We start from the raw sequence: 22,473 nt of genomic DNA on the forward strand, positions 1-22,473 counted from the left end.
CCCGGAATCACTTCTCTGGAAATCATTCCCCGGGCTGACCTCCTGTCCAGAGGTTTTTTGTGAATTTGTACCTGTTTTATTCCAATCCACCCATGCCCAAAATATAATTGTGGACCTAAAGCAGCATTAAAGTGTTGGGAAAAATGAAATGGAACTTAATCTGTCCTGTTTTTTTGCAGTTCTTCCAGTATTTTCTTCTGCGTCGCAGCAATCTCTTTTAATGATGCATTGATCTCTGCCAATATCTCCGCAGTATTCTGTGTCACGCCGGCTTTCCGGGTTTCCTCAAGGCATGTGTCAATTTCCTCAAGTTCTTCTCTCTGCAGTTCCATCAGGACATTTCCCAGTACGCCAAACTCTCTACTCTTATCGGCACTGTCTGCCGTTTTATCTTCGCAGTGCATGACTGTAACATTGCCGCAAAATATAAATAAATTATTTTTTGAGCCCTGCAGAGATGTACGAATATCAGTTAAATATCAGTTTTTAGGGGCTGAAATTTATTTGCAGTCACGGTTGATATGTCAAAATGAATTAATTGTATGCGGTAGTATTAATGGGTAAAAATGAGTGAAAAAATGAAGATTCGTTCCTGAGTTCAAAACCCGGAGAAAGCGGAGAAAAAATGAGCGAAATTAAGAGAAAGTTTGATGCTGTTTCAGGAAAGTATGATGAACAGAGAAGGAAGTTTATACCGTGCTTCGATGATTTTTATGGAGTATCCGTGTCCATAGCATCGGTGGATACGGAAAACCCTGATATACTGGACCTGGGCGCTGGAACTGGACTTTTATCGGCATTTTTGATGGAAAAATATCCTGAGGCAACGTTTACCCTCGTTGACATGTCGGAAAAAATGCTTGAAATTGCAAAAAACAGGTTCAGGGGCAATTTAAAAGTAAAATATATTGAAGCAGATTATTCAAAATACGATTTCGAAGAAAAATATGATATGGTAGTTTCAGCCTTATCCATCCACCATCTTGAAGATGAGGATAAAAAAGAGCTTTACAAAAGAAGCTATTCCATTCTTAAAGAAAGCGGGATTTTTATTAATGCGGATCTGGTACACGGAGAAACTGCTTTCATAGAAAACCTGAATAAGACAATCTGGAGACAGTATGTCGAAAATAGCGGCCTGACAGAAGAGGAAATAGCTGCTGGCTATGAAAGGTCAAAGCTTGATAAAGATATAGAAATGAATCAGCAGCTTAACTGGCTTAAAGAAGCAGGTTTCCGTGATGTGAGCTGTATTTACAAATATTACCAGTTTGCAGTGATGTTCGGGAGAAAAACTGTGTAAACAGAGGATTATAATTAGTATCGCTTCAGCGTTAAAATGTCGTATATAACCGTTTACAAACGATTCAAAATCGTATAATACTGAAGATGGTTAAAACTTGGGAATCTTGGTCTGGGAGTCAGTTTAAAATTATAAAAATTTTCAAGTCATAATGTCAGGGATTAAGTTTTAGGGTTAAAGGATTAAAGAAAAAACATTTGTTTCTCACATGTTAATCTTCTTTCAGGGTCTTTTTAAGCGCTTCGACTTTCTTTTTCAGCACATCGATTTATTTTGCCAGCGATCTGGTAATTGCTTATACTTCCTTCGTTTTTTTAATGTTAATTGTTTTTTAGATAACAGGTTAAGGACCTCTTAAAATAATTCATTAAATAACTTCATTTTGTAAGGTTGATATGGTTTAAGTTCGGGTCTTACGAAATTAGATTGAATTTTGACATATTCATAATTATCATATATTCATAAACAACTTCATACTTATAAGTGTAATTTGATAACCCCTTAACCTCATAAAACAAAAACTTTATATTCAAATTCTACGTACTTCTTCCCACAGCATTGTACATAGATGAACATCATATTCCCGCAGCGAAAGCGGTGGAAGAATTCCTTAAAATCTTTTTCGAATTCTCAAACAGTTTTATCATATCATTTGGGAATTCAGGTTTGTATTCAACCTCATTTTATTTCTTTTGAGGTCTGTCTAAATTATACATTTCATTAAATATTACCCACAATCCGAGATGAGCTTATTTGACTGAAAAAAAACTGTTAATGGGTAATGAAGCCATTGCATTTGGAGCTATAGAAGCAGGAGTCCAGGTAGTTACAGGGTATCCCGGCACACCCTCGACCGAAGCTCTGGAAACGATTGCCCGGCACGCCGAAAAATGCGGGGTCTATGCCGAGTGGTCGAGCAACGAAAAAGTTGCACTGGAAACGGCTGCAGGGGCGGCTTACTCCGGAGCAAAGGCTCTTGTGACAATGAAGCAGGTTGGTTTGAATGTTGCATCCGATCCCCTTATGAGCCTGACCTATATCGGAGTAAAAGGTGCTCTTGTCCTGCTTGTCGCAGACGACCCGGGACCCCATTCTTCCCAGACCGAACAGGACACAAGGTCTTTCGGGCATTTTGCAAATATACCCGTCCTTGACCCTGCAAGTCCTCAGGAAGCTTACGAGCTTACAAAGCTGGCTTTCGAAATTTCACACCAGTTTGAAGTCCCCGTCATCCTCAGGACCACAACAAGGGTTTCCCACAGCAGTGGGGATGTTGAACTTTTAAATTCCGAACCTTCCCCTGTTGAAGCTTTCTGTGAAGGTTTTACAAAGGACAGGCGCTGGACGATATTTCCAAGGCTCACTGCAGAGCGTCACCCCTGGCTTGAAAATGTGCAGGTACAGCTTTCGGACCTCTTTTCTGAGCTTAAGTACAATTCCGTTTCCGGAAGCGGGAAAATAGGGATCATGGCTTCAGGGGTTTCAGCCCTCTATGTAAAGGAAGCTGTAAAGGGTTTTGAAGAGCTTTTCACTCTCTTCCGGGTCGGGACAGTTTATCCTTTTCCTGAAAAGGCAGCCCTTTCTTTCTTAAAGGGGATCGAAAAACTGATAGTGGTCGAAGAACTTGACCCTTACCTTGAAGAACAGGCACTCCAGCTCATAGGAAGGGCTCATCTGCCTGCTGATGTTTACGGAAAAAAGAACGGCTTTTTCCCGGTGAGCGGAGAGTATAACGTTGATATTATCATTGACTGCATAAACAAAGTGCTTGCAGAACTTGGGGAAACTTCTCGACTATCCCATTCTGCCCCTGCAATTCCCAGAAGTGGGCTCCCGCCTCTGCCAGTCCGGGCTCCAACCCTCTGTGCCGGCTGCATGCACAGGACTGTTTTTTATGCTTTCAAGCAGGCTTCAAAGCAGCTTAAAAAGGATTTTCAGGTCGAGACTATTTTTTCCGGGGATATCGGCTGCTATACCCTCGGAAACGCACACCCTCTCAATATGGTTGACACCTGCCTCTGCATGGGGGCGGGCATGAGCATCGCAGGAGGCCTTTCCCGTGCGAATCCCGGGGTTAAGCAGGTGGCTTTCATAGGGGACTCGACCTTTTTCCATTCAGGCATCCCGGCTGTGATAAATGCGGTTTACAATGGATCCGATGTTACCCTTGCAGTCCTTGACAACCGCACGACTGCCATGACAGGACACCAGACTCATCCGGGAATCGGAGTTACCGTACTTGGAAGCCCGTCAAAAGCCGTTGACATCTCCGATGTGATACGGAGCTGTGGGGTTGAACTTGTAAGGTCCGTGGACATAGACAGCCTGGAAAATAGCCTTGAAGGCTGCATTGAGGCAGCAAAAGAAGCCGTGGAATTTAAAGGTCCTTCCGCAGTCGTGTTTAAAGGAAAATGCGTGGGGATTACAAAACCCGTAATACGCTTCGAAATTGATACTGAAAGCTGTACAGGCTGCGGGCTCTGTGTAAAGCAGCTCGGCTGCCCTGCTCTTTTCCTTCCTGCGGGAGAAGAAAAGCCTGTCATCCAGGACAGCTGCAGCGGCTGCGGGCTCTGTGCACAGGTCTGTCCTTCAGGAGCCATAATAGAAACCGGGGTGAAGAAATGAAGGACGAAGGAACAATCTCTGAAAGAACTGCGGAAGGGACAAAAAGACCTGCAGGAATGAAATACGATATCCTTATTGCAGGGGTCGGAGGGCAGGGGGTTGTGCTTGCTTCCCGAATTCTTGCACTTTCTGCAATGAAAGCCGGGTTCCGTGTGAGTACTGCCGAAACCATAGGCATGTCCCAGAGGGAGGGTTCTGTGAGCAGCCATGTCAGGATAGGAGACGAGATTTCAGGTTCCCTTATCCCGGAAGGGAAGGCAGACCTGCTCATAGGGCTTGAACCCGCAGAAACCATAAGGAATCTCCCGTTCCTGAAAGAAGGCGGAAAAATAATAGTAAACTCTCATGCCATACCACCTGCATCAAAGCCTCCCGGAAGCCCTGAATATAATCCCGGGGCTCTGCTGTCTTACCTGAAAACAGGGTTTCCTGATTTCTTCTGCCTGGATTTCACGAGGCTTGCAGAAGAAGCAGGGACATACAGAGCTGCCAATGTTGCAATGATTGGAGCGGCTGCGGGTATGGGCATATTACCTTTTTCAAAAGAAATCGTCCTGGCATTAATGGAAGCTGAAATTCCTGAAAAACACAGGGCTGTAAACAGGGCTGCTTTTGAAGAAGCTGTCAAAAAAATCAAGCTAATCTCCACGTCTCAGGACGGGAAACAGAAGGTGAAATCAAATGTATGAAGCAACCCTGGAGTCTGAACTCGATCCTGATGTCCAGCTCTACAATCCCAAACTCTCGGAAGAAGATACTCTTGCAAAACTGAAGGACCTGCTTAAACGTGTAGTTCAGGGCAGCCCGTTTTACCAGAAGAAATTCAGGGAAGCAAATGTGGACATAGAAAAAATAAAGTCTCTCGAAGACCTGAAACTCCTTCCTTTTACTCATAAAGAAGAACTGAGGGATGCATACCCTCTTGGTCTGCAGGCAGTGCCTGACTCTGCGGTTGTCAGGATCCATTCTTCTTCTGGAACTACAGGCAAGCCTGTCATTATTCCCTATACCCGAAACGATGTTGATACCTGGGCAGAGCTTATGATGCGCTGCTATATGCTGGCAGGGCTTACCAACCAGGACAGGATCCAGATAACTCCTGGGTACGGGCTCTGGACTGCAGGGATAGGGTTCCAGCTCGGAGCCGAACGACTCGGAGCGATGGCGATCCCAACAGGTCCCGGAAATACTGAAAAACAGCTTGAGATGCTTGTGGACCTCAGGACCACGGCTCTTGCAAGCACTTCTTCGTATGCTCTTTTGCTTGCCGAAGAGATCGAAAAACGCGGCTTAAAGGACCGGATCCATCTCAGAACAGGTGTTATCGGATCGGAACGCTGGAGCGAAAAGATGCGCAGCAGAATCGAAAACGAACTTGGAATCGAGACCTTTGACATCTACGGGCTGACAGAAATCTATGGTCCCGGAATTGCCCTTGACTGCTCTTACCATGAAGGTATGCATTACTGGTCTGACAACCTTCTTTTTGAGATCATCGACCCTATAACCGGCGAGCAGCTTCCTGACGGCACCCTTGGAGAACTTGTTATCACCACGCTTACTAAAGAAGGTGCTCCCCTGATCCGCTACAGGACAAGAGACCTGACGCGCATAATCCCGGGGCTATGCAAATGTGGCTGCCCTTTCCCCAGAATAGACAGGATTCTCGGAAGGTCTGATGACCGCATAAAATTCAAGGCTGTAAATATCTACCCCGGACAGATTGAGGATATCATCCAGAAAGTTCCCGGAGTGAGCAGTGAGTACCAGATCCTCCTTACCCGTAAAGACGGCAGGGACAGCATGACTTTCAGGGTTGAAATCGAAGGGGCAGAAGACCCTGCAAAGAAAGCAAAAACTGAAAAAGCCCTTGGAAAAGCGTTCAAGGATTTTATCGGAGTAACTGTGGATATCATGGGCCTGAAGCTTGGGGAGCTTCCAAGAAGCATGAAAAAGACAAAAAGAGTGATTGATGAAAGGGAGCTTTAAATTCCTTTCACCATTTAGCTTTTCTTACTTTATTTCTCTCTTAACATTCCTTTATCTATAGAATTCCTTTATCTATAGAATTTCTTTATCTATAGAATTCCTTTATCTATAGAATTCCTTTATTTTTGACATTCATCTATGGAATTCTTTTATCTTTGACATTTCTTTATCCTTAACTTGTTTTTTAGCGATTTTTATGGCTTCTTTTTTATTCATTCTACTATCTTATTTTTTATTTCCCTGTTTTGTACCCTGTATGATTGCCTGAATATCAACTCATGATCGACTCGTAATACTTTCCAGTTACTCTAGCCTTTTATTGAGCTGCTGGCGAGTTTTTTCTCGCCGGTTTCAGTTAGCCTGTTCTCCCGAGACCTTTTTGGCTTCTTCTGCCGGGGAAGGTTTTTTAGAGATCTTTTCATTTTCAATATCTGTTTTGTACACAATGGTCCTGTAAGGATAGGGAATTTCAATGCCTTCATCGTCAAAACGCTTTTTGATTGCTTCCCTGATTTCGCACCCCGCACCGTATGCGTCACTCCTGTCCTTAAACCACATATTCACGCGAAGATTAATTGCAGAATCTCCAAACTCTGTCACGTATACTTTAACCTGCCCTCTTTCCCTGAAATCCGGGTCTACAGCATGGAGTACGGACGGGTTCATGAGCCCGTTTGCAAAAGTCTCGGATTTAAGTAAACCGGGTTTCACAACGCTGTACTCCAGGATCTGGGGAGTCATAACCTTGGGATGCTTTCTGGCTTCTTCGACCATTATTTTCTTTGCCAGGCTGATGTCCGAGTCATAGCTGATCCCTACATCTAATGGCCAGATAACTGCAGGGTCTTCTATTGTCCAGTTAACTATTGCCTCGCTGCTGATTACTGAATTGGGGATGATAAGGCGCCTGTTATCCCATGTTAGAATTACAGTATGTCTGAGGTTAATGTCCGTAACCTTTCCGAATTCGTTCATAATAGTTAGCCTGTCTCCGACCCTGAAAGGTTGGAATAGAGCAAGGGCAATCCCTGCAATAATATTGCTCAGAGTGTTCTGGGCTGCAAAACCGATTACTATTCCAGCGAGCCCGGCACCTGATAACATCGCTACCGAGAGACTGCGCAGGCTTGGGATATGGAATATTACAACAACCAGTCCTATAAAATAGACTGCTGCAACCACTATGTGTCTGAACATCCTGAAAGTTGTGATATCAATATGCAGCCGGCTGCTTGCTCTCTCATAATATCTCGTCAAAAAGTTGTTTATGGTTCTTGCGGCAAGGATGGTTGCCATTCCTATAAAAATAACGAATAACATCGTATCCAGGTTTTCCGAGAACCATGTGAATGTATTCTGCAGTACTCTGTCTAAATAGGATATATTTTCTGCAATAGAATCAGGGGTTTCTATCGCATCCAGGGTACTGTTATTTAATGTATCCAGGGTTTCAAGGGTTTCCATGCCCTCAACCTTTGGCAGGATGACTTAAATAAATATTGATTTCAAAATATCTAAACTGTAAGAATGTAAATAAGTTTTGTAATGGGAATTAACAGAGATAAGTAAACTAAAAAGATAAGTTAATAAAATATGTTAAAAAACAAATTAAAAAGGTAATTTAATAAAACAGGTTGAAAACAAATCAAAAAATGTAAATTAATAAAATTAGTCCCAAAATAAATCAAAAAAGTAGTTTTAATATAAGTTAAAAATAATTAAAAAAGAAATTTCCAGGATGGAAATCTCTTTCTTTCCTTTTTATGAATTCTTATATCCATTTATTTTCTATGCTGCTGTTTTCAGGCAGCCCCCTTATGCATACAAATTTTCCTGTCTTATAAAGACCCAGTAACCCTCATAGGGTTCAACTTCAAATTCATCTGCGCCAAGCTGGTTCTCGCCTATTGTCCCGTTAAGGCCATTATAGCCTACGTACTGGTAATAACCTGTGGTATTATTGCCAGGTACCCACGGTCCCACGATTTTTGCATACGAGTTATTAAGGGCTATGAATGCAGCTTCTGCAGGCACCGTTTCATTTACCGGTGAACCAAGAGCGTTCCAGCCAGGATATACCTGCAAACTCGGAGGAGCTTCAATCTGTTTCTTCTCCACTGAAGAGAACTGTTCCGAAGCATTGAACCCGGTTTCAGCGGGAACGTTGATCCAGTATCCTTTTAGAGGTTCAATTTCCGTGACTTCTTCGAAGAGTTTGGTTGAAGCGTTATAATATATCAGGGAGGTGTAGTTCACATCCGAAAGAAGATACTCAACGCTTGTGTTGTTGGCTTCGAAAGGAACCGAGAAGAAATACCAGTCCCCGGTCAGATTGTCCGCGGTCTGGTTTCCATCAGTCTGATTTCCATCCATCTGGCCACCGTCTATCTGATCTCCGTCTGTCTGGTTACCATCCATCTGGCCTCCATCTGTCTGGTTATCATCTATCTGGCCGCCGTCGGTCTGATTGTCCGCGGGAATTTCGCCGTCTGGTGGAATAAGCACCTCATCAATTATGCAGATGACCCCATTGTTCACAACTATTATCTGGGTGACACTTACGTTTTGTATTGTGATATTATTCCCTATGGCATTGACCTGAAGCACATTGCCCTGGATATTGGTGATATTATTCATTCCGATAAGCTGCTCGTACGTGTATCTTCCGCTCACTACATGGTATGAAAGTACCTGGTTGAGCAGAGTGGTATTGTTCATAAGCTGATTGCGTGTCCCTTCTGGCAGCTTATTGAATGCTTCATCACTCGGGATACAGACGGTATAGGGTCCTGTCCCGTCAAGGGTCTGTGTCAGGTTTGCGGTCTGTACTGCGTCTACAAATACTGTCAGGTTCGTCTGGTTCTGTGCTGCAGGGATGATATTTGCGTTTGCTCTCAGTTCGGAAACATTAATGTTTGCCACATAGCTTGCATTTTCTACTGCTGCTTCTCCGCCCTCTTCAATTGTGTACCAGAAGCTGAGGTTGTCTCCTGCACTCACATTATTCATTCCGAAGTCTTCTTCAGCAGGCTCCCCGTTAATATAAAGGAACCATTCTTCTCCGGTTGTGTTATTATTCCTTATGCCCTCTATGCTCTGGAGTGTAAACGGTACAGCAGTCATGTTTGCTGCATTCCCTGTCATGTTTTGCATTAACGACACGTTAAAGTCGAGTCCTGCTGCATTGAGAACCCCGATATCCGTAAAGTTATTTATTGCATAGCTCTCTGTGGAGTTTTCCGGCATGAGTGTGAAGTTCCCTTCAGTCAGGCTCACTGTGTCGTTATACTGTTCTGTTACATTTTGTCCGGGTTCTGGCTCAGGTTCCATTCCTTCTTCCGGAATAAGGACTGCATCTATTACGTGGATTACTCCATTGCTGGCATTTACGTCCTGCACTATAATTTCTGCTTCCCCTACGAATACCCCTTCTTCAGTCACATTGACAGGCAGTTCCTCGCCCTGAAGGGTTGTAATGTTGGTCAGGTTGACAACATCTTCTGCCATCAGCCTCTCACCTGCAACGTGGTAGAGGAGAATATTGGTCAGTGCATCCGTGTCGTTCAGGAGAGCCTCGATAGTTCCATTGGGCAGTGCACTGAAGGCTTCATCTGTAGGGGCAAAGACCGTGAAAGGACCTTCCCCTTTAAGGGTATCTGTGAGGTTTGCAGCCTCAATCGCTGTCAGGAGGATTGAAAAGTTTCCAGCCTCAGTGGCAGTTTCAATTATATCGTTTTCTTCAGCTGGCTCCTCTAATTCTTCTATGGCAACCGTAATGTTTGCCAGATAGGTCGCATTATCCAGCGCAGCTACTCCGTTTTCTTCATCTGTGTACCAGAAGCTGAGATTGGTACCATTACTTACGGGGTTCATTCCGAAGTCTTCTCCAGCCTGTGTTCCGTTTATGTAAACAAACCAGCTTTCTCCGGTTTCGTTATTGTTTCTTATACCCTCTATGCCCTCAAGTACGGACATATTGGTCATATTGGTCAGGTTCACACCATGTACGGACACATTATACTGAAGCCCGGTTGCATTGAGAGCTCCTATATCTGTGAAATTGTCAACTGTATAGTTCTGCGTACTATTTTCCGGAATAAAGGTGAAATTTCCTTCAGTCAGGTTCACAGTATCGTTATATAATACGGTCAGGTTCTGTGCAGGCAGGGGTTCCATTTCCTCTTCCATAGCAACCGTAATGTTCACCACATAGGTTGCGTTTTCTATTGCCGCTTCCCCGCTCTCTTCAGTTGTGTACCAGAAGCTGAGGTTATCTCCATCACTTACGTTATTCATTCCGAAATCTTCTTCAGCCGGCTCTCCGTTGATGTAGATAAGCCACATCTCTCCGGTAGTATTGTTATTTGTTATGTTTTCTATGCCCTCAAGTGCAAAAGATACGTTTGCCGTATTGTCTGCGGTCGCGTTGCTCATATTTCCGTTCATGCCTGCCATGTTCCCGTTTTCATCATCGGTAATATTCCCGTTCATATCTCCGATCATGTTCCCGTTTTCATCATCGGTAATATTCCCGTTCATATCTCCGATCATGTTCCCGTTTTCATCATCGGTAATATTCCCGTTCATGTCTCCGTTTTCATTCCCGGTCATATTACCTGTCATATTTTCTGGCAGGTCCCGCATTACGGATACGTTGAATTCGAGCCCTGTTGCATTGAGAGCTCCGAAATCGGTTAAGTTATCTATCGTATAAGTCTCGGTGTCATTTTCTGGTGTAAATGTAAAGTTCCCTTGAGTAAGATTTACCGTGCTATTATAAAGTTCAATAGTCGTTGTTCCGTCTTCCTGTGCCGAACCGGGACAGGTAGCTACACTCAATAAGAACAAAATGATTAAAACATAGGCTAAACTGGCCAAACCTGATTTAATCCTGATTCCCCCTATTTTATCCCTTCAGCAGACCTGAAATCTATTTTTTAGATCCAAACTCCTTTCCAGTCTAGCTGAAATTTTATTTTGTGTGAATAGGTATGATTTCCAATTCTATATATCATACAGAGAGTATTTGTATCTTCTTATTAATATTATTTTATGAGGAATAAAGTAGTTTTTATAAAATTTATTCCAAATCTTATAATTATAGGGGTCCTGTAATTCGCTACCTGATTATCTATTTTTTATCCGGGTTTCCTGAGTAAAACCCGAGTTTCTTTCCGTAAATAAGCTTAAAAGCCTCTGGATAACCTTTCTGGCCCTTTTCAGAAGCCAGACAATGTTTTTATCTCTGTAAAAAAATAAATTTGAAAAAAAGGCCCTGAAATATATCTAATAATTATTATCTTTTACTTGTCTCTAAAAAATAGTCTGCTAAAGTAGAAAATAAGCATATTTAGGATCAATTTAAAACTTATTTTATATATAATTCCATTATAAATAACACATCTTTCAGCATTATACTTGTAGATGATAACAGTAAATATTCGATTCCGGAGATGCTTTACCCCAAACAAAGTAATCTTAGCCGGACTGTTAAATTCAAAAAAAGAAATTTTTAATTAACTGTCAGATTCAAAAGAGAACATTTTTATTAAAAATGAAAGGAAGAAATTACTTCCTTTCTTTTGCGTAAGCGACGATTGCGTCTTTAACCCCGTATTTGAATGCTACCACGATAGCAATTCCCCATGCAAGCGGCCCGAAGAAGACATACAGAATACCTGTGTCTATCATCATCGTGTCCAGGGCGACCAGAACCAGAATGAGGAGCAGGAAGCCTCTGAGTAGAGGGAGAATTACATCCGCACCTTCCACTTCCATGCCTTTGACAGCACCGCTCAGGTAGTCCATGACTATATCTATGGACAGGACCCCTACCATCAGGATAATGATGGCTACGATGACGCGTGGCAAATACTGGGTGATATCTATTAGCAGGTCGGTTATCATGGTCAGCTGAAGGATATCAGATGCAGCCGTGAGGAATATCAGGTACCCGAATATCCTGACTATTCCAGCTATGATCCCTGAAATTGTCATTCCGCCGGATCTGACTGAAGCTCCGATAGTGGTCTGTTCAAATTTCTCTTCGATCCCGGTTGATATGAGCACTTTCTGGAGCAGATCACAGATGAAATCCACAATCAACAGCCCTATAAGAAGGACAATGAGAGCAGAGATCACAAGCGGGACATAGTATATTATGAGGTCTACAAAGTTGTTGACTACTTCAATATTCAGAAGGTCCAGGATGATTATGGCGAAAACTATGTAGACAAACCATCGGATGACTGCATCAAAAAAGCCAACAGTACTCATCTGCCCTCTTCTCAGCATGCCACCTACTATTGTCCTGTCGACAAGGTCATCAAGTCCTATTTTGTCCAGCACCGTCGCTCCTATCCTTCCAAGAGCTTTCCCCAATACTGTCCCAATTATAATAAGAAGAATTATTGCTACCAATGTCGGAATAAAGGCTATAAACTGATCCAGCATATTGTATAAACTACTTGTTACTTCCGTTTGAACCATACAACTACCCCTCTATCTGGTTTTGAAGCTATGATCTTTCCAAATTCCCCTGTTTTTGTAAGATCAATTTTTACATTTCCCGTTATATTCTATTTAATGGATAATAGATATATTTATCTATAAGATCTTAAAAACTCATTTATATATTAAAAATCGGGTTATAGTTAATATTGTCAAATGTCTCCAAATATCGCTTTTTATCTGTCTAAGGTTATGCACAGGCTTAAATCAATAAAACTCTATTACTGAAGTATCTAATTTTATTCCAAAGTGAGGCAGAGCCTTGAAACCGAGTACTCCCGGAAGAAAACAATCAAATGTCGGTCTCGCCCCCGGAACTCTCGTCCATGTCGGGGAAAAAAAGGCAGAAAAAACCGTTATTAAAGCCTGGTTATACAACAGTGAAAAACTTATCGAAAAAGAGCTTCAAACCGTAGATGAGTGTCAGGAACTTAAAGGTCAGCCCGGCATGAACCTGTGGATAAACGTAGATGGGCTGGACCAGATAGGAATTATAGAAAAACTGGGAGGTTACTTTGGGGTTCACCCTCTCACTCTTGAGGATGTATTGAACACCGGACAGCGCCCAAAAATGGAGGATTACGATTCTTATATTTATGCTGTTCTTAAAATGATGCTCCTCGATGAAGAAAGAGAAGAGATTCTTATTGACCAGGTAAGCATTATCTTTGGCACCAACTACATTCTTTCTTTTCAGGAAAAGGAAGGAGACGCTTTTAATCCCATCCGCGACAGGTTAAAAAACTCCGCATCGCGCCTGAGAAAGAACGGAGTGGACCTTCTTGCATACAGCCTTATAGATGCTGTGGTTGATAACTATTTTTTGATCCTTGAACATTTCGGGGAAGAAATAGAGGACCTTGAAGAACAGCTTATAGTTGACCCCATGCCTGAAACCCTGAAAGCGATCCAGAAGTATAAGAGAGATATGATCACACTCCGCAGGTCAGTCTGGCCTCTCAGGGAGTTAATAAATAGCCTTCAGAGGACGGAGTCCCAGCTTATAAAGGAGAGTACGCAGATTTACCTTCGGGATGTATACGACCACACAATTCAGGTTATTGATTCCATAGAAGCCTTCAGGGATATCCTGTCTTCAATGGTAGATGTCTATCTCTCGAGCCTGAGCCATAGAATGAATGACATTATGAAAGTCCTGACAATAATCGCCACGATCTTTATCCCTCTTACTTTTATTGCAGGAGTATATGGCATGAACTTCGAATACATGCCCGAACTCAAATGGCGATGGGGTTACCCTGCAGTAATGTTTGCAATGACGATACTTGGGATAAGCATGTTTCTCTACTTTAAGAAAAGAAGGTGGGTCTAAAGCCCGAATTTCGCCTTACTCTAACTGCATCTTATCCGGACTGCACCATGTCCGCATTGCGTCTTGTCCAAACTACGTCTTGTCCAAACTACGTCTTGTCCAAACTACGTCTTGTCCAAACTACGTCTGTCCGATTTCCGTCTCGCCCGATTTCCGTCTCGCCCGAGTCCCGTCTCGGGAGGACGGTGTCCTTTTCGCTCGCTTTGCTCGCTCAAGAGGACTGATTTTTGATTATTTCACTGGATTTCTCAGGTAGACTGCTTTATAGTTCTCTTTTGAATTGATTTTTGGAGGACTACTTTATAGTTCTTTTTTTAATTGATTTTCCTGAGGACTGCTTTATAAATTATAACTTGAACTGATCTCAAAAGAACTGTTTATAAATATTATTGCGGATTGCTGGCGAATTAGATTTTACGATATTTATGATTTAATCCTGAAGCTGGTTGTCAGGTGTTATTTTTTCTGAAATGGTGGGCAGAAACTCACGGTACAGCAAAAGAGGCTGGAATGGGTTTCTCCGGGAATTCCAGGTGATTGATTACTATAGGTAATTGATTACTATAGGTAATTGATTACTATTAAGCATCTTTTTCTACAAACCTATATATTTATTTGAAGTAATTTTTTTATAATAGTTTGGATGTAATATTATTAAAAATTATTGAAATGTGTTTCTTGCTGGAATAGTTGAATAACATGTACGGTTACTACGACCCCCCTTTTTCCGTAGAAAAGGACGGAATTTCCATTTCTTTAGATAAAACTGGAGATAGATGGGTATACAGGAGGACTTCTGGAAAAGATGAAGTGGAAAAGCTCGTTCTTGGAGACCGGAAGCGCATTATTATAAATCCTGTAGAGCCTCTGAATACACCTAAAGAAATTACTCCAAATCTGCTGATCGAATTTGAAAAAACACTGCTTCTTGCAGGCGGGGAGAAAAGGCAGATATTTTTGACTTTTCCGGTTGAAATAGGTGTTTTTATCTCTGACATCGGTGATAAGAACCCTCAACTTATAGATGTTCTCAGCCTGTCAAGGCAGAAATTTACCCTTTACGGGGAAGTGTCCAATGGAGTAGTCTGCAAACACTGGAAAAGTAGATTATACTCCGTCTCCCCTGAACTTAATCCTCTTCAGGAAGGGGTTATGGAGCTTACCCTGCGGAATGCTTCTTCTGAATGGGCTTCAATTTCAAAAGCGGTTTTCAGTGCATACGGGATGAAACTATACTATGACGGGGACGTGTTCATGAAAGCCCGTATGGAAATTCTCAACAGGAACACAGCTGAAACAGGTTTCGATATGCAACCCGTTAACGGAGAGATGAAAGGTTATCTTGTAAAAGACCAGAAAATCAGGAAAGAGGCTTTCGGAGTTTACAGCCTCAGGAAGCTCGGCTTTGTGCCTCTTAAGTTTTATATGGGGTGGGGCTTTTGATTCTCCCTGATATTAATCTTCCTGCGATTCTTCCTGATCTCAACCTCCTTGACAATGTGCTGTACACAACCTCAAAAGGTCAGGTTACTCCCGGAGATCTTATAAAATTTGTAATCGTCCTTACGTTTTCGATAATCTTTCTCAGGGTTATTATAATTTATCTTCGAAGGACTCTTAAGGACCATGTCAGCAAGGATGTGGGCGAGCCCATACTCAAACTTCTTTATTACGGTTCTCTTGTTGTTATTTTTATTTCGATACTGCCTTTGATAGGGATTGATCCCTCAGGTCTCCTGCTTGCAGGAGGAGTTGCGGGTATAGTGCTTGGTTTTGCAAGCCAGAACATTGTCGGAAACCTGGTTTCAGGATGTTTTCTTATGTTTGAAAGGCCCATAAAAATAGGAGACCAGGTGGATGTTAACGGGATAGCCGGCTATGTCACTGATATACGCATAATCTCAACCCTGATAAGGACATATGACGGCCTCCTTGTTCGAATTCCAAATCAGCAGGTGTTCACTACAAATATTACGAATATTGTGGGGCACCCTGTAAGAAGGTTTGAATATACGATCAGGATCCGCTACAGTGATGATGCCGGTGCTGCAATATGGCTGATCAAGGATCTCATAGATAAGGAGCCCTTTGCCCTTCTGAGCCCTTCTCCATCGGTTTTTGTAAACGAGCTGGGAGACAGCTCGGTTAATATCGTGGTGAGAATCTGGGCACCCGTAAGTGAATGGTTCGGGCTGAAGACCAGGCTCCTGTGGAATATCAAAAAAACCCTTGAAGAAAACGGGATAGAAATCCCCTACCCGCAGAGGGTGCTTCATATTAAATCCGAAACTGAAAAAAAGCCTCAGCTTGCTGAAGAGCCGAATATAAACAGGCTTGACGAGACCGAGCCTGTATTGAATTTTGAAGAAAGGGTATTGAATTAAGCCTGAGATCGACCTGCCATATGAAAGGAAGGGATGGCTAAGAAAAAAGAAGATAAAAGAAGAGGAAAGAAGAGAAATGAGGGGAAAGGAAGGAAAAAAAAGATAAAAAAAGATAAAAAAAGATAAAAAAAGATAAAAGAAGATAAAAGAAGATAAAAGAAGGGAAAGGAAGAGAAACAGGGCTTGAATGAAAAAAATAAAGACATTATTCGGATTTTTTCTGTCCCTATTTCCGTTCCTCTTTCCTCTTTTCTTTTTATTTCATTTTTTCATTCTTATTTTCTGCTCTCAAGCACCTCTCTTATAGGTTTTACTGTAAGGGCTCCTGGAGTTCCTTTCATACTATGGGGAGGCCAGCTTCCGGATTTTATTTCTTCTGAGTTCTCATCGTGTTCGTCTTCGAGAAGGAGAATCACACCTATGTCAGAAGGGATATCATCGACCATCTTCGCGCCACAGGCATCGAGTTCCCCCAGAGATTCTCTTCCCTTTTCCGGGTCAAAAGGGGCGGTACAGCCTCTAACGACCTTTGTTCGAAATCCTCTTTCGAGAAATCCGAGAGTGTTATGGTAGATGCAGATCTCATCGACAAGCCCTGTCATGAACACTTCGTCAATTCCAAGCTCTGCCACCTTCAGTTCAAGTTCGGGGTTTGTAAAAGCGTCGTAGTGGTCTTTGGAAATCCTGAAAAGAGAGACTGTACCGCTGTTAACCACTTTTTTCACCAGGGCTGCAATAGGCTCTACTATCGTCTTCCCCAGCGGGGCTACAAGCCTGCCTTCGTATTCTTTTCCTTCATGTTCATATTTCTCGAATACGAAGTCATTTGTCATGTCCATAATTATCAGAGCTTTCAAATTTCCACCACTTTTCCCTGACTGTTTTGTCCTTTCTTAATTCAAGCATTTTTATTTACTTTTTTCTATATCTTTCACTTAACCTTCTCTCACTTAACCTCCTCCAACCGGAGGGATGAGGACGACAAGGTCTCCTTCCTTCAGTTCTGTTCCGGGTCCCCGGAGAAAATCAATATCTCTTCCGTTAATAAGGAATCTTAACCTGGGATTCTCGTCCTCGAAGGGTTTTCCCGCCGCTTCTTTGAACTCCACTCCAAAACGAAGTTCCAGAAATTCAAGGAGGTCTTTTACAGTATACCCTGAATTCAGTTCAAACTGCATCTCGTGAGCCCCGGCTATCTCGCGGATAGAGGCAAGAAATTTCACATTTATTTTCATTTTCCCGTTGTTTCCCATCAGGCAATCCCGAGTTCTTTTAACTTTTCTTCCGTGGGCACTCCATCAATCCAGCCTCTGAGTTCGTAATATTTATCAATCATTTCAGGCACATGAGAGACCTGGCCCCTGGAAGGTCCGGCGGGGGTGGGTTCTGCTGTAAGGCGCTTTGGGAGAGCATCCTGAACCCTGTTAAAGCCGTACCTGTTGTTCATATGGCGCTCAAGGTTCGTAATCCTCTCCCCTATCTTAAGCAGTTTTTCGGGATCAAGTTCCACGCCCGTGATTGCCTGGAGCATCCCCGCATACTGGGGAAGCCCGAGAGCAAAACTGGTAAAGAGGCAGATAACACTTGAGTTGATCACCGAACCAAGATCCTGCATAAAAATGGTCCACTCCGGCTTTCCTTCCGTTGAATAGGGGTCACGCTTCTCAGGAATTCCGAGGAGTTCGGATGGAATGGTATAACCGTAAACGTGGTCTCCTCCGCGGTTTGAGGTTGCATATTCAAGCCCTATCCCCTGGATCGGACGGGGGTCATAGGCAGGAAGTTCCATGCCTTTGACGTTTATTGCGTATTCCGGAGCCTGATACTTTTCCGCAAGCTTTCTCGAGCCAAGTGCAAGGTCAGCCCCAAAACCTGCTTTATACGCTGCCCTCCAGACGCACTCAACCATTGCTCCGGGGTCCCCGAACCTCAGGTTAAAACCCAGTAATTTTTCTTCGGGAATTTTTCCTTTCTCTACAAGTTCCATGGCACAGGCTATAGTCCCTCCCATGGAAATCGTATCTATCCCGAACTCGTTGCAGAAGTGGTTGGCTTTTATGACAGCATCGAGCTCTTTTACTCCGCAGTTGGAGCCCAGAGCAAAAATTGTCTCATACTCAGGACCTTCAGTATACTTTACACTGAAAGGGCCGTCAGGAACAAAGGACTTTCTTCCGCAGACAATCGGGCAGCCCCAGCAGCCTGTAGTCCCTGTAAGATAACTTTCAGCAAGTTTTTCTCCGCTCTGTTCATCGGCTTCAGGGAAATAGCTCTGCTGGAAGTTTCTTGAGGAATAGGCTCCGTGTGCATTCACTATGTTCACAAGGACCGCAGTCCCGTAAACGTGCAGGCCTCCTTTTGGTCCTGTTACCGGGTTTTCCCTGATGAGGCTCATGGATTCGGCAACTTTTTCAGCAAGCATTTCCGGATTTGCGGATTTCTGCCTCTGGTTTCCGGAAACAACAATGGCTTTTAATTTCTTGCTGCCCATAACAGCCCCTGAACCTGTCCTGCCTGCTGCCCTGTATTCGTCGTTCATAATACAGGATATGAGGCTCAGGTTCTCGCCAGCTGGCCCTATACACGCAATGGAGGTTTTCTTCGGGTCTGTCCCTGCCCTGTTTAGCAGTTCTTCCGTAACAGCAGGTACGGTCATGCCCCAGATTTCAGGAGCTTCGACAAGTTCAGCCTTCCCATCTATAATGGTCAGGTAAACCGGTTTCTCAGAAATGCCTCTCATAACTATTGCGTCATAACCTGCAAACTTCAGGTAAGGTCCCCATTTCCCTCCTGAGTTCCCGCTCCCGACTGCCCCTGTAAGCGGAGATTTACTCGTAAGCACATGGAAACGCCCGCTGGTTGGCACTCTTGCTCCTGTGGCAGGGCCTGTTGAGAATACAAGGAGGTTATCCGGGTCAAAGGGCTGCATATCATCCCTGAACTCATCGTATATGAGTTTCAGTCCGAGACCTTTCCCTCCAATATACCTCCTCAGTATTTCTTCATCCGGCATTTTGTCTTTAAGCTCTCCTGTTTCAAGGTCAACATCTAGAATTTTTCCCGCATAGCCCCCTAACATAGATTATTTCCTCCCATAGTATCTTTTTTAGTTTTCGGAATATTCTTTCTTCCGGTTTCCGGCAGCAATCCCCAGCTCCAGTCCCAGAAACTGGCTCAAAAGAGAAACCGCCGGATCACTTTCAAACATCTGCCTCAATGAAATATAAATCTGGCTTGAAGCAATATAAATTAAATATATCCAATTATATAACTCCCCCTTAATATAAAGATTCACGTAAACAGGAGATCATTGAAACAGCCCTGATATACCGGAATTCGAAGTATATTTAAAAACAGGATATAAAAATAGGGATTTGCAGTTTTAATTTTATCTATTTTAATTTTAAATCACAAATCCTCAGTTTTGTGAGTTTTTTTCCTCAGTCTGGGACTTTAAAGAACCTTGCAGTACATTGATTTTTATCATGAATTCAGTACCGTTATCTCTCTTTAGCTCGATTTCCCCTTCAAGCTGGTCTACCAGGATGTTTACAAGCTGCAAACCAAGAGAATCCGAGTTTTCCAGATTTATTGTTTCAGGAATTCCAGCCCCGTCATCCGAGACAACCAGTACATAACCTGTATCTACAGTGCCTGTATCCTTTCCAGCAGGTCTTTTCTTATTCTTTTCCATTCCATTTTCGGTTTTTTCTTCTCCGCCACTCCCTTCTTTAAATAGTTTGATCTGAATTTTCCCTTCGCTTCTGCCTTTAAATGCGTGTTTTAAAGAGTTGGAAACAAGTTCATTGACAATTATCCCTAAAGGAACAGCCGTATCCATGTCAAAAAATATATCCTCTTCAAGATCCGTATATAAACTGATGCTGGCATTTCCAAGGCTGTATGTCTGGAAAAGGTTCTCAACGAGCTTTTCAAGATAAGGAGAAAAATACAGTGCGTTATTTCCTCCGCCTTCATGGAGTTCTTCGTGAATCAGGGCAATAGACATTATTCTGTCCTGGCTTTCCCTGAAAGCATTAAGAACATCGGAGTCTTTAATGCATGTCTTGTTACTGAAATTTTCAGCCTGGAGATCCAGAAGAGATGATATGACCTGGAGGTTATTCTTTATCCTGTGGTGGATTTCCTTCTTACGGGCGATCTCAAGGTTTACAAGTGTCTGTTCGGCTTTTTTACGCTCAGTGATATCCTGAACCGTTCCTTTTACTTTAATGGGGATATTTTCCTCATTAAAAACTGCCTGAGCCCGCATGTGTACTGTACGTTCCTCCCCGCTGTCCAGCACAATCCTATACTCAATACTGGAAGTTTTTTCACTTCCAGCTTTTCTTGTGGAGGAGTCAAAATAGTCCCTGTCATCGGGATGTATATAATTCAGGTGTTCAGTGTAAACCGGAGCTGGCCTGTTAGTATCCCGTTCGAAAATATGGTACATTTCTTCAGACCAGTATGTTTTATTAGCTGCAATATCCCATTCCCAGTTCCCTATATGGGCCATTTCCTGGGCTTCAGCAAGGCCTTTTTCGCTTTCTTTTAATGAATAATAGGCTTTTTCCAGTTCTGCGGTTCTTTTTCTTACCAATCTTTCCAGATTCTCAAGTGTTTCTTTCAATTTAGCTTCTGCTATTTTTTTATCTGTTATATCACGGGAAATGGCAAGGACAGAGTTTACCTTCTCATCAATAAATTCAGGAACCAGCTGTGTATTAAAATAGTAATCTTTTCCTTCAGGGGACATGTAATTGAATTCAATTGTTTCGGGTTTTCCTGTTATGAAAATGTTTTCAATACTCTCTTCCCAGAACTTTGTTGTTTCAGGGTCTATTCCCAGTTCAATACTGTTTTTCCCCATGATTTCTTCCGGAGAGTGACCGGAAGGCTCTGCAGCAGCAGGGTTAACGTAAATGTAGCGTTTTTGTCTGTCATATCGGGCAATTATATCAGGAGAATTTTCAGCCAGTGTACGGAACTCATTTTCTCTCCTGATAAGGGCTTCTTCAGCCTGTTTGCGGTCTGTGATATCTGTGAACATCCAGATAGAGCCTGCAAAATTTCCGTCCCTGTCAAAAAAGGATTTGGTATTTACAAGTGCCCATAAGGGAGAGCTATCTTTACATATAAATTTGAATTCATGGCTTTCATCTATATCCTGATGCTTTTTTTCCCTGATCTTTTCGGAAACACACCTGTCTTTTTTATCTATGAAGTCCCACCCGGGTCTGCCTATCATCTCTTGCTGAGTATATCCAAGCATCCCGGACATTTTTTTATTTACATAAATGGTCTTATCTTCAGCGTCAATTATCCATATTCCTTCATTTGCTGCCTCTAAAAAACTGCGGCATTTTTCCTCACTCTCACGCAGCGAATTCATCAGTACGTTGCGTTCTTCCAGAGCCTGATATAACCTGAAATTGCTGTAACTTACCTGTAAGACCATGCTGGCAAATTTCATGAAGAAGGACATTCCTGTGTTTACAGCTTCCCTGCTCAACCTCGGGACTTTTTCAAGAGCCTCTACGTATTCCTTTTCATTAAAGCCATATTTTCCTGCCCTGGCTCGGAAAAACTCATAATCCAGAGGTTCATCATCAAAAAAGAAATGCCCTGAAAAAATATTGCCTACATGCTGATCGCTGACGATAATTGGGGTTACCATCTTCCACATACTGTTTCTGCACCTGTACAGCTTAAACTCTCCGGGCGCAATACCTTCTGCCAACTTCGCACTATTTTCGATACAGAGTTTGCAGGTCTCATGGTCTGCCCTGTGGTACCTGATGCAGATATCCTGCCAGCCGACGCCCACCAGAATATTGCCTTCAAGGTCTTCCAGGCACATGGGGATGCGGGCAAGCTTATAAAAGTCCTCCATGAGGGACTGGACCGCCTGAACATCAATAATCTCAGCAAGTCCTTTTTCTTTTATCTTCCGGGAAGGTGAGGAAATGTTCTCGAGCCTGATGTATTGTTCAGCCTGGTTCAGAAGATCTTCCACCCGTTCATTTCCTGTAGTCTCGGCACCAGGTTCTCTTAACTTTTTCTTCATTCAGGATCCCCAGCTTTTAAATCTAACTTTGAAAACTATGACTTAAAAACTATGATTTGAAAACTATGGTTTTGAAAACTATGGTTTGAAAAACTTCAGCTTTGAACATTTATAACTGATTGCTTTCTGGTGTGTTTAATACTGTATTGGTTACCTTATTTTTAAGAACTGTTTATGAGTCAGGGGAATTTTTCTGAAACTACTGTCTAATTATACGGAATATGCCGTTATTCTTTTTAAAAACAGAATTGACCTGCCG

General features: G+C 42.7%; 15 protein-coding genes. 7 read left to right on the forward strand and 8 right to left on the reverse strand.

All coding sequences use genetic code 11. The features are described from left to right. Nucleotides 1-155: 155 nt before the first annotated feature. Nucleotides 156-404, reverse strand: a complete 249-nt coding sequence (locus M886_RS10775) for a hypothetical protein (protein WP_015412689.1) — start codon at nt 402-404, stop codon at nt 156-158. A gap of 221 nt (nt 405-625) precedes the next feature. Between M886_RS10775 and M886_RS10780 the strand changes: the two genes are divergently transcribed. The 4 genes from M886_RS10780 to M886_RS10795 all read left to right on the forward strand — a co-directional run bounded on the left by M886_RS10780 (nt 626) and on the right by M886_RS10795 (nt 5,917). Further along, complete coding sequence (locus M886_RS10780) at nt 626-1,303, forward strand: class I SAM-dependent methyltransferase (protein ID WP_011034545.1); 678 nt, start codon at nt 626-628, stop codon at nt 1,301-1,303. A 753-nt stretch (nt 1,304-2,056) separates the two neighbouring features. After that, entirely contained in the window at nt 2,057-3,928 is a 1,872-nt protein-coding gene (gene iorA, locus M886_RS10785; RefSeq protein ID WP_011034546.1) for an indolepyruvate ferredoxin oxidoreductase subunit alpha, read from the forward strand. Then, nucleotides 3,925-4,617 carry an indolepyruvate oxidoreductase subunit beta gene (locus M886_RS10790; protein ID WP_011034547.1) on the forward strand — a complete coding sequence of 231 codons (693 nt, stop codon included), beginning with the start codon at nt 3,925-3,927 and terminating at the stop codon, nt 4,615-4,617. Before iorA ends, M886_RS10790 begins: the two co-directional genes overlap by 4 nt. Continuing rightward, nucleotides 4,610-5,917: a phenylacetate--CoA ligase family protein gene (locus tag M886_RS10795; protein ID WP_048051155.1), complete on the forward strand. Its 1,308-nt coding sequence runs from the start codon at nt 4,610-4,612 to the stop codon at nt 5,915-5,917. The genes M886_RS10790 and M886_RS10795 overlap by 8 nt, the downstream gene beginning before the upstream one ends. Nucleotides 5,918-6,268: 351 nt before the next feature. Here M886_RS10795 and M886_RS10800 read toward each other — a convergent pair whose 3' ends face one another. The 3 genes from M886_RS10800 to M886_RS10810 all read right to left on the reverse strand — a co-directional run bounded on the left by M886_RS10800 (nt 6,269) and on the right by M886_RS10810 (nt 12,406). Beyond that, the gene (locus M886_RS10800) at nt 6,269-7,381 is read right to left on the reverse strand and encodes a mechanosensitive ion channel family protein (RefSeq protein ID WP_048051156.1); all 1,113 of its coding nucleotides are present in this window, start codon (nt 7,379-7,381) and stop codon (nt 6,269-6,271) included. Between the two features lie 351 nt (nt 7,382-7,732). Beyond that, entirely contained in the window at nt 7,733-10,756 is a 3,024-nt protein-coding gene (locus M886_RS10805; RefSeq protein ID WP_230626422.1) for a fasciclin domain-containing protein, read from the reverse strand. 729 nt (nt 10,757-11,485) lie between these two features. Next, nucleotides 11,486-12,406: a mechanosensitive ion channel family protein gene (locus M886_RS10810; RefSeq protein WP_048036997.1), complete on the reverse strand. Its 921-nt coding sequence runs from the start codon at nt 12,404-12,406 to the stop codon at nt 11,486-11,488. Nucleotides 12,407-12,689: 283 nt separating this feature from the next. Here M886_RS10810 and corA point away from each other — a divergent pair, with 283 nt between their 5' ends. From corA to M886_RS10825, 3 genes are all read left to right on the forward strand, one after another. Then, on the forward strand, nt 12,690-13,760 hold the full coding sequence (corA, locus tag M886_RS10815; RefSeq protein WP_048051157.1) for a magnesium/cobalt transporter CorA: 1,071 nt from the start codon (nt 12,690-12,692) through the stop codon (nt 13,758-13,760). A 699-nt stretch (nt 13,761-14,459) separates the two neighbouring features. Continuing rightward, a complete protein-coding gene (locus M886_RS10820) occupies nt 14,460-15,203 on the forward strand; it encodes a DUF432 domain-containing protein (RefSeq protein ID WP_048051158.1) in 744 nt (247 codons plus the stop codon). Further along, nucleotides 15,191-16,144 (forward strand): mechanosensitive ion channel family protein, encoded by a 954-nt coding sequence (locus tag M886_RS10825; protein WP_235203934.1) that lies wholly within the window; start codon nt 15,191-15,193, stop codon nt 16,142-16,144. The genes M886_RS10820 and M886_RS10825 overlap by 13 nt, the downstream gene beginning before the upstream one ends. A gap of 275 nt (nt 16,145-16,419) precedes the next feature. Here M886_RS10825 and M886_RS10830 read toward each other — a convergent pair whose 3' ends face one another. From M886_RS10830 to M886_RS10850, 4 genes are all read right to left on the reverse strand, one after another. Continuing rightward, nucleotides 16,420-17,001 carry a cysteine hydrolase family protein gene (locus M886_RS10830; protein WP_048040662.1) on the reverse strand — a complete coding sequence of 194 codons (582 nt, stop codon included), beginning with the start codon at nt 16,999-17,001 and terminating at the stop codon, nt 16,420-16,422. A gap of 93 nt (nt 17,002-17,094) precedes the next feature. Next, nucleotides 17,095-17,397: a MoaD/ThiS family protein gene (locus M886_RS10835; protein ID WP_084685074.1), complete on the reverse strand. Its 303-nt coding sequence runs from the start codon at nt 17,395-17,397 to the stop codon at nt 17,095-17,097. Further along, nucleotides 17,397-19,223 carry an aldehyde ferredoxin oxidoreductase family protein gene (locus tag M886_RS10840; RefSeq protein WP_048051160.1) on the reverse strand — a complete coding sequence of 609 codons (1,827 nt, stop codon included), beginning with the start codon at nt 19,221-19,223 and terminating at the stop codon, nt 17,397-17,399. Before M886_RS10840 ends, M886_RS10835 begins: the two co-directional genes overlap by 1 nt. Before the next feature lie 339 nt (nt 19,224-19,562). After that, nucleotides 19,563-22,214: a PAS domain S-box protein gene (locus tag M886_RS10850; RefSeq protein ID WP_048051162.1), complete on the reverse strand. Its 2,652-nt coding sequence runs from the start codon at nt 22,212-22,214 to the stop codon at nt 19,563-19,565. Nucleotides 22,215-22,473 lie beyond the last annotated feature (259 nt).

The sequence above is a fragment of the Methanosarcina soligelidi genome, assembly GCF_000744315.1.
Classification (GTDB): Archaea; Halobacteriota; Methanosarcinia; order Methanosarcinales; family Methanosarcinaceae; genus Methanosarcina; species Methanosarcina mazei.